The organism is Thioalkalivibrio sp. (assembly GCF_007692535.1).
Classification (GTDB): domain Bacteria; phylum Pseudomonadota; class Gammaproteobacteria; order Ectothiorhodospirales; family Ectothiorhodospiraceae; genus Thioalkalivibrio.
In genome coordinates this window covers 1-6,832 of the sequence record NZ_REBW01000236.1, presented here as the reverse complement: position 1 = coordinate 6,832, position 6,832 = coordinate 1, and the positions used below count along the sequence as shown (strand labels likewise).

The following is a 6,832-nucleotide window of genomic DNA, read 5'->3' as shown; positions in this document are numbered from 1 at the left end:
CGAGTTCCCCGGAATCCCTGACGCGACGACCCCTCAGGCGTTGCGAACGGATTCGACCGCAGCCGGTGCAGTGCTCCGAGTGCACCCAAGGAACCATCTGAACGTAACCGCCATCCGGCGCGAGTCGACGCTCCGTGGAGATGGCCTTGCCTCTGGCCGGACAGGCCAGGAAGCAGACCTCGCAGCGCAGTCCCTGCCAGGACAGGCAATTCTCGGTATCGATCACCGCCAGCCCCATGCGGGCATCCTCGATGCGCTCCATCTCCCGGCCCAGGGCCCCGGTGGGGCAGGCCGCCCGACAGGGGATGTCCGGACACATCAGGCAGGGGTTTTCCCGCGGCAGGAAATACGGCGAACCGATCGGGCGGGGCTCCCAGGCCGTCGCGAGACGCAGGGTGTCGTAGGGACAGGCATTCACGCACTGGCCGCACTTGATGCACAGCGCGTTGAAGTCGGCCTCGTCGCGCGCACCAGGAGGCCGCAGGGCGAACGGGGTCGCCCGGGCCTGATTGCGCAGCACGTAGGTCCAGACCAGGCCGGCTGCGGCCGCGAGACTCGCGCCCTGGGCCAGCCGGATCAGGAACGCCCGCCGCCCCTTGCCTGCTGCTGTCGACATGATTCGCCCCGGAAGTCGTCGGCCCTCAGGCCTTGACCACCTTGACCGCACATTTCTTGAAATCCGGCTCCTTGGAGATCGGACAGGCAGCGTCGATGGCCACCTTGTTGATGAAGACACCCTCGTCGAAGAATGGCGCGTAGACCGTACCCTTGGGCATGGTGTTGCGTCCGCCGGTCTCGATCCGGATCTGCACCCTGCCGCGCCGGGACTCGATCCAGGCCAGATCGTTACGCTGCAGATCGCGTTCCGCCGCGTCCTCGGGATGCATCCACAGGACTGCCGCGGGAACCGCCCGGTGCAACTCCGGAACCCTTCGGGTCATCGTGCCGGAATGCCAATGCTCGAGCACACGCCCGGTGCAGAACCAGAGGTCGTAGTTCGCATCGGGCTGCTCGACCGCAACGGCATAGGGCCGGAAGAAGATCTTGGCCTTGCCCGGCAGTCCGACCGCGGTCGCGTCCGTGACCTGGTCGAGGTCACCGCTCGGGATGGAATTCTGCAGTTTTCCGTAGAACTCGAACCCGGCACCCTTGGTGACATAGGGTCGCAGGTGGCGGTGGAGCGGTGTAACCTGCGCATCTCAGGCCCCCCCCCGATCTCGAATTGAAGAGATAGGCTGGTTCGCTTCCGTCTTGGGCGTCTTGACGCCGGTCAAGTGGGCGCGCGCGATCGTTGCCTTGACCCACACGGCGCTTTTTTTTTGCGCAAGCCCCCCGACAGCGCGCTGACCCGCCCTGCGCCCCGACGCGCTCTTTTCGATGGACGGCCGCAACGGCTCAGCTGTCGGTCCGACCCAATCTTGGGTAGAGGCGCTAACCCGATGGGGCTACGTATCAAGAGATATCGCGGAATATCAGAACCCTGCTAGTCTTTTAAGGGGAATATCCGAAATACCCATCGGGCCATCAACGGGTGTCGAATGGTTACAGGCGGCACACGCAGGACCAGGCAGGAAGGGTAGCGTTTTCGCTGGGGCGGGTGTGAGCCGCAGCCCCAGGCTTGATCAGACAGAAATTGACGCCCCCCGCATGATCGAGCAAGGCGGTGGAATTCATGAACGGCAGGCCGATTGCCTCACAGTCGATACCGCTGGCGTCAACGCGACCGTGAGATCCTCATGGCAGCCCCCTCTACTATGCCTTTTGGGCAGCTGCGCCAGAGGGATTGCGATCGACATGAAATGAGCGTGCCCAAGGCTCCAAGGAGGAGGAAAATGCTCAAGCGTCAGTCGGCCCTGCTCATTGTCACCACGCTCTTCATTGCGGCCCTGTTTCTTGCGTTGATCACCCATGGCAGCGGTGTGGTTCGCAACGATCCGGATCGGCATATCTGGATTCCGAGCGAGCTGACCATGCCGCTGCAGCTGCAGGTTGCCTATGACGGACAGCGGATCCTGTTCCGCTACCGCTGGCCGGCGGAACGACCGCATCTTCATGCCGATCTGCTGCGCTACTCCGACGGGAACTGGGTGCGGGAGATTCGCGCACCCGTCGGACCCGAACCGGACGGTATCTACGAGGATCGTCTGAGCATGATGGTCGACGACGGCAGCGTGCCGGAGTTTCAACGCTACGGGGGCTACATCACCGTCGGCACCGGGATGCGCGACTTCACGGACAGCGAAGCGGAGACGGACGAGGATCTGGCCTACCGGCGCAAATATCTACCGGCCACGCGGCTGGATGCCGACGACTGGTACTCGTTCGTCGACGCGGAAACCCTCGCCGCCCAAAGGGAAGCGGGCTACTTCCTTGACCTCTGGCATTGGCGCGCGCAGCTGTCGAACCCGATCGGTTGGTCCGACGATCAGCACATCGCCTGGTACCGCCTCTATGACTCCGGCGACGGGCCGTTCGCCAGCAACTGGGACGGCGCTGCCGGGGAACCCCGGTTCATGTTCGACCCGGACGCGACCGGCGTGCGGGCACTGCGCTGGGAGGAGGTCTCGGCTGACCGTGCCGACATGGACGGGCTTTACTACCTTGCGGAGGCATCGGCGGTCGCGTTCGATTCGGAGCAGGAGTGGCAGGAGGGTGACGTGCTTCCGGGCCATGTTCTGCGGGAGCCGAGCGGTTCGCGGGCCGCGATCCGCGTGCAGGGCGAGGGTCGATGGGCCGACGGCTACTGGGACGTGACTCTCGAGCGCAGCCTGGACACGGGATACCCCCTGGAGGACAAGATTCTTCACGACCAGGGGGTCTACGACATCGCTCTGGCAGTGCATCGCGACGCGAAAGCGAGCCGCTGGCATTACGTCTCCATGCCTTTGCAGATCGGGCTGGGAAGGGAGGCCGACCTCGTCGCGGCCCGCTTCTCTGGAGACACGCCGGACTGGGATCGGGTCGCCGTCCACGAGGTGACCCTTTTCTATCCGGGTCAGGTCGACTGGCCAAGACTCACCAGCGAGATCCACGCCGGCGCCAAGTACATTGCCGACGGTGTTCCGGTGAAGTTCCGGCACAAGCCGGCACAGCTGGCGCAATACGGCGTGGAGATCGAATTCGAGCGGGAAATCCGCCGGCAGTGGTGGTTGAGCCTGATCGCCGGCACCCTGCTGATCGTGAGCTTTGTCCTGTCGATCAGCCTGGTACTCGGACGAAGGGAGGGCTGAGGCGATGGGACCCTATCATGCGTTGATGGTGCATTTCCCGGTGGCCTTCTGGACCGCCGGATCCGTGATCCTGATCGTCCGGGCGCTTTCCGACGGCCCACTGGCCCGCGCCTTCGATCGGGTACTGGTGCCGTTCCTGTTATTGGGCGTGATCTCGGGCCTGATCGCCTATGTGCTGGGCCTGATGGTTTGGCCGCCGGATACGCTGCAGACCACGCCGCTGGGACGCAACCACATGATGGCTGCCACATGGTCCATGTTCTACTGGGCCTCCGTTCTCTTCCTGCGCTGGTGGGTCGGCGAGAGGGTCTGGGACGGCGTCGTCAATCGCCTGATCATGCTGGGCCTGGGCGCCCTGGGAACCGGCCTGCTCACCATTACCGGCACGCTGGGCGGCCATCTCCACGGCGCCCCGACCTTCCTCAGCGACGTGCTCCGACAGGTCGGCTGGGAGGTCTATGCGACGTTCTATTTCCCGACCTGGGTGCTGGTGCTGCTCGCCGCGATGATCGTGGCGATGCCAGTCATCGCCGGCATCAGCCGACGGGCGGCGCAACGGCCCGCCTGAGACCGAGGGAGAAAGTGATGAAGATTCCTTTCCTGATACTCGCGCTGCTCGTCTCGGTGGGATTGATCGGACTCGCCCAGGCGGTGCCACCCGGGCTGAGCGTTGAATTCGCCCCCGAGGACGAGGGAGTGGTCACTTTCTCCGGCACCTCACACTACGAGGCGGGCATGCGCTGCTCCAGCTGCCACATGAGCGTGTTCGACGTGAGCCGGTCGGCGCGGATCTCGTTTGGCGACCACCGCAGCGATCAATTCTGCTTCGGCTGCCATGACGGCGAGAAGGCTTTCGGCGTACGGCGCAACTGCGGCAACTGCCACGAGGGCGGTTAGGCGGTAGGTAATGACGCACAGAGGAGAGATTCCATGGAAAAGAAGGAAGGACCATCGATGAACCGGCTTCTCGGTGCAGCGTTGGCACTCGCCGGCCTGACCCTGGCCGGCACCACCCTCGTGGGTTGCGGAGAAAGGACGGTGAGCTACAGCGCCCAGATACAGCCGATCATCGAGAAACGCTGCCTGGAGTGTCACCAGCCGGGAGAGCCCGGATATGAAGCAAGCGGCCTGGAAATGACCAGCTATGCATCGCTGATGCAGGGCACCCGCTTTGGTCCCATCATTGAGCCCGGCGAGCCCCTGAACAGCGTTCTGAACCAACTGGTCGAGGGCCGTGCCCACCCGTCCATCGCGATGCCCCATGGCCGCGACCGAATTCCGGACTCCGAGATCGCACTGCTGCGCAGATGGGTCGAGCAGGGCGCCCTCGACAACTGAACGCTCCGTCGGCCCGCCGTATCCGGGCGGTACTCACGGGACAGGAGCCGCGTGCCGGTTGCGCGACCCTGGTGCGAACCGTCAGTCCTCCGGACTCGCCTCCAGCGCACCAGGGTTCGTGCGCCAGAGGCAGTACACGAACGGTTGCTCCTTCCCAGTGGGTGTCTGGTGCGTCTCCCGCCGGTGGCCGAGGAGCTGAAAAGCGGCGCCGAACTCGGCGTGGAGGGCCGATGGGCTGTAGCGCATCACCGGCAGCCCGCTGCACAGGGTTGGTCCGTCCTCGGCGAAGGTGGCGACGATCACCAGGCCCCCCGGCTTCACCGCGCGCAGCACCTGCTGCACGTAGGCTTGGCGATCCGAGGGGTCGGTCAGGAAGTGGAACACCGCCCGATCGTGCCAGACGTCATAGGCGTGGGCGGGCAGAGCGGCATCGAGCACGTTGGCCTCCAGCCAATGCACTTCGCCCGCCCGCTCGCCAAGTCGCGCGCGCACCGTCGCCAGCGCCGCCGCGGACACGTCCAGCACGCTGAGGTGGCGGTAACCCTCGCGCAGGCAGTCGTCGACGAAGCGCGAGGCCCCTGCGCCCACGTCGATGATGGCGGCGTCCGTGGGAACCCCGGAGTCCCGGATCAACTGCAGGGACAGCCGCGCGTGTTCCTGGAACCAGCTCACATCGGCCTCCCGCTTCGAGGTGTGGACCTTTTCCCAGTGTTCTTTCATTTGCGCAGGCCCCATGTCTGCCCTGCCTTCGACCGCAGCGTCATGACGTCATCACCTCATAGCCTCCTCAAGGAAGCCGACCATGAGCACCCTGTCCAGACGCTCCACAATCTCGCACCTACCCATGGCCGCAAAGCAGCGTCGCCCCCGGCACCCCTGCTCATACGGCTTTCCATGGATTGATGACCGTCAGACCGGCGCGTTGAAAGGGATCGGCATCGCGGGTGGCAACGGCGAAGCCGTGTGTCCTGGCGATAGCGGCAATCTGGCCATCGGCCTGCCCCATCGGAGTGCCCGCGGCTTCGGCCAGAGCGGCGATCCGGGCGGCCTCGATCGCGGCGGCAGTGTCAAAGGGCAGGATGCGCGGCCCGACCAGTCGCGACAGGGTGAAATCGAGAACGGCCCAAAGATCGGCCTTGCGTTTACCCTCGGGCAGCCGTGCCAGGCCAAAACGCAGTTCCATCACCGTGATGCTGGTGGTGAACAGTGCCGTGTCCTTTTGCCCGTTCAACCATTCGACGACAGCGCCGTCCGGCGCGCGCCGTATGGGTTCCGAGATCACGTTCGTGTCGAGCACGATCACGAGAAATCCGCGGGGTCGATCGGTGAGCGGTCGCGTGGTGTGTCGGGAAAATCAGCCTTTCTGGCGCTGGCAAAAGCGACCACAACGTCGCCGAGCCGGTCGGCAGGACGGGTGGCTTCGTCCAGAAGCCGGCGGGCGGCGGCCTCTGCGCTGATGCCGTGTTCGGCAGCATAGAGCTTGATCCGCCGATGGACGTCGTCGGGCAGGTTTCTCACGGTCATCGTGGGCATGGCGCGGGCCCTCTGGCGAATGCTGTCATATTTCGTATCTGACAGCACCAGCTGCGGGCTGTCAATTGGACAGCCAAACGGAACACGCCATGACCATGAAACGTCGGCCCTGACCGAGGGTTTCCTCGAGGGCGTGATCGCCTGCTTGCATCGACTAATGCTTAAAGATCGTGCACCGGTCACTATCGCGGTCAAGCTCCCAGAACTCCACATCATGGGGGATCATGTGAGCTTGTGTGCGGCGAAAATAGCCCAGCAGGGTTTCCTCGCGGCCCGCTCGTTGGCTTCGTTCAACGAAGAAGATCTTTCGGTAATCCGGGGGTGCCATGTGAAAATAAAACATGGCCTCTGCCCAATTCTTCATCTTCGCGCTCGGAACGTTACCGCCGGATGTCCATGTCTGCGACTTGCACTCGACGATCACTTTCGGGTCCTCTGAGCCAAGATCGAAGGCATGATCCTTTTTAAGGTTTCGCAGGCCACAGGGAACCTTGTGGTTCAACTCCAGCGCGAGGCCATGATCCGCAAGGATCTTCCGCGCCCGTTGTTCGAAAGCCCGTCCGACATGGGAATTGCTGATCGAGCCGTCACGTTGAAAATTACTCATGCCTGAACCCGCATTCTTCTGGTCTTTGGCGCCTTCGCGCGCCCGACCTTGATCCGCTCCAGAAGAGCGGTGGCGGTCAGGCCGATCAGGTAGGCGTCGAAATACTCGATGACCTGGCGCCAGA

The 6,832-nt window shown here is 64.0% G+C and carries 10 protein-coding genes; 4 read left to right on the top strand and 6 right to left on the bottom strand.

The window, feature by feature from the left end:
- Both EA346_RS13395 and EA346_RS13390 read right to left on the bottom strand, forming a co-directional pair.
- A partial coding sequence (locus EA346_RS13395) for a MauM/NapG family ferredoxin-type protein (RefSeq protein ID WP_296759448.1) occupies nucleotides 1-616 on the bottom strand: 616 nt, incomplete at its 3' end.
- A gap of 25 nt (nucleotides 617-641) precedes the next feature.
- A complete protein-coding gene (locus EA346_RS13390) occupies nucleotides 642-1,043 on the bottom strand; it encodes a molybdopterin dinucleotide binding domain-containing protein (RefSeq protein WP_296759449.1) in 402 nt (133 codons plus the stop codon).
- Nucleotides 1,044-1,832: 789 nt separating this feature from the next.
- On the opposite strand from EA346_RS13390, the gene EA346_RS13385 reads away from it, so the two are divergent.
- The 4 genes from EA346_RS13385 to EA346_RS13370 are packed head-to-tail and all read left to right on the top strand — an operon-like array spanning nucleotide 1,833 to nucleotide 4,568.
- Nucleotides 1,833-3,230, top strand: coding sequence for an ethylbenzene dehydrogenase-related protein (locus EA346_RS13385; protein WP_296759446.1), 1,398 nt, complete (start codon nucleotides 1,833-1,835; stop codon nucleotides 3,228-3,230).
- Between the two features lie 4 nt (nucleotides 3,231-3,234).
- On the top strand, nucleotides 3,235-3,798 hold the full coding sequence (locus tag EA346_RS13380) for a DUF2231 domain-containing protein (protein WP_296759445.1): 564 nt from the start codon (nucleotides 3,235-3,237) through the stop codon (nucleotides 3,796-3,798).
- Between the two features lie 17 nt (nucleotides 3,799-3,815).
- Nucleotides 3,816-4,127: a c(7)-type cytochrome triheme domain-containing protein gene (locus EA346_RS13375; RefSeq protein ID WP_296759444.1), complete on the top strand. Its 312-nt coding sequence runs from the start codon at nucleotides 3,816-3,818 to the stop codon at nucleotides 4,125-4,127.
- Between the two features lie 33 nt (nucleotides 4,128-4,160).
- The gene (locus EA346_RS13370) at nucleotides 4,161-4,568 is read left to right on the top strand and encodes a c-type cytochrome domain-containing protein (RefSeq protein ID WP_296759443.1); all 408 of its coding nucleotides are present in this window, start codon (nucleotides 4,161-4,163) and stop codon (nucleotides 4,566-4,568) included.
- Between the two features lie 81 nt (nucleotides 4,569-4,649).
- Here the strand turns inward: EA346_RS13370 and EA346_RS13365 are convergent, their stop codons facing one another.
- The 4 genes from EA346_RS13365 to EA346_RS13350 form a co-directional block, all read right to left on the bottom strand.
- Nucleotides 4,650-5,288: a class I SAM-dependent methyltransferase gene (locus EA346_RS13365; protein ID WP_296759441.1), complete on the bottom strand. Its 639-nt coding sequence runs from the start codon at nucleotides 5,286-5,288 to the stop codon at nucleotides 4,650-4,652.
- Nucleotides 5,289-5,448: 160 nt separating this feature from the next.
- Nucleotides 5,449-5,871, bottom strand: coding sequence for a type II toxin-antitoxin system VapC family toxin (locus EA346_RS13360; protein WP_296759439.1), 423 nt, complete (start codon nucleotides 5,869-5,871; stop codon nucleotides 5,449-5,451).
- Nucleotides 5,868-6,101, bottom strand: coding sequence for a plasmid stability protein stbC (locus EA346_RS13355; protein WP_296759438.1), 234 nt, complete (start codon nucleotides 6,099-6,101; stop codon nucleotides 5,868-5,870). Before EA346_RS13355 ends, EA346_RS13360 begins: the two co-directional genes overlap by 4 nt.
- A gap of 154 nt (nucleotides 6,102-6,255) precedes the next feature.
- Complete coding sequence (locus tag EA346_RS13350; protein ID WP_296759436.1) at nucleotides 6,256-6,708, bottom strand: hypothetical protein; 453 nt, start codon at nucleotides 6,706-6,708, stop codon at nucleotides 6,256-6,258.
- Nucleotides 6,709-6,832: the final 124 nt, after the last annotated feature.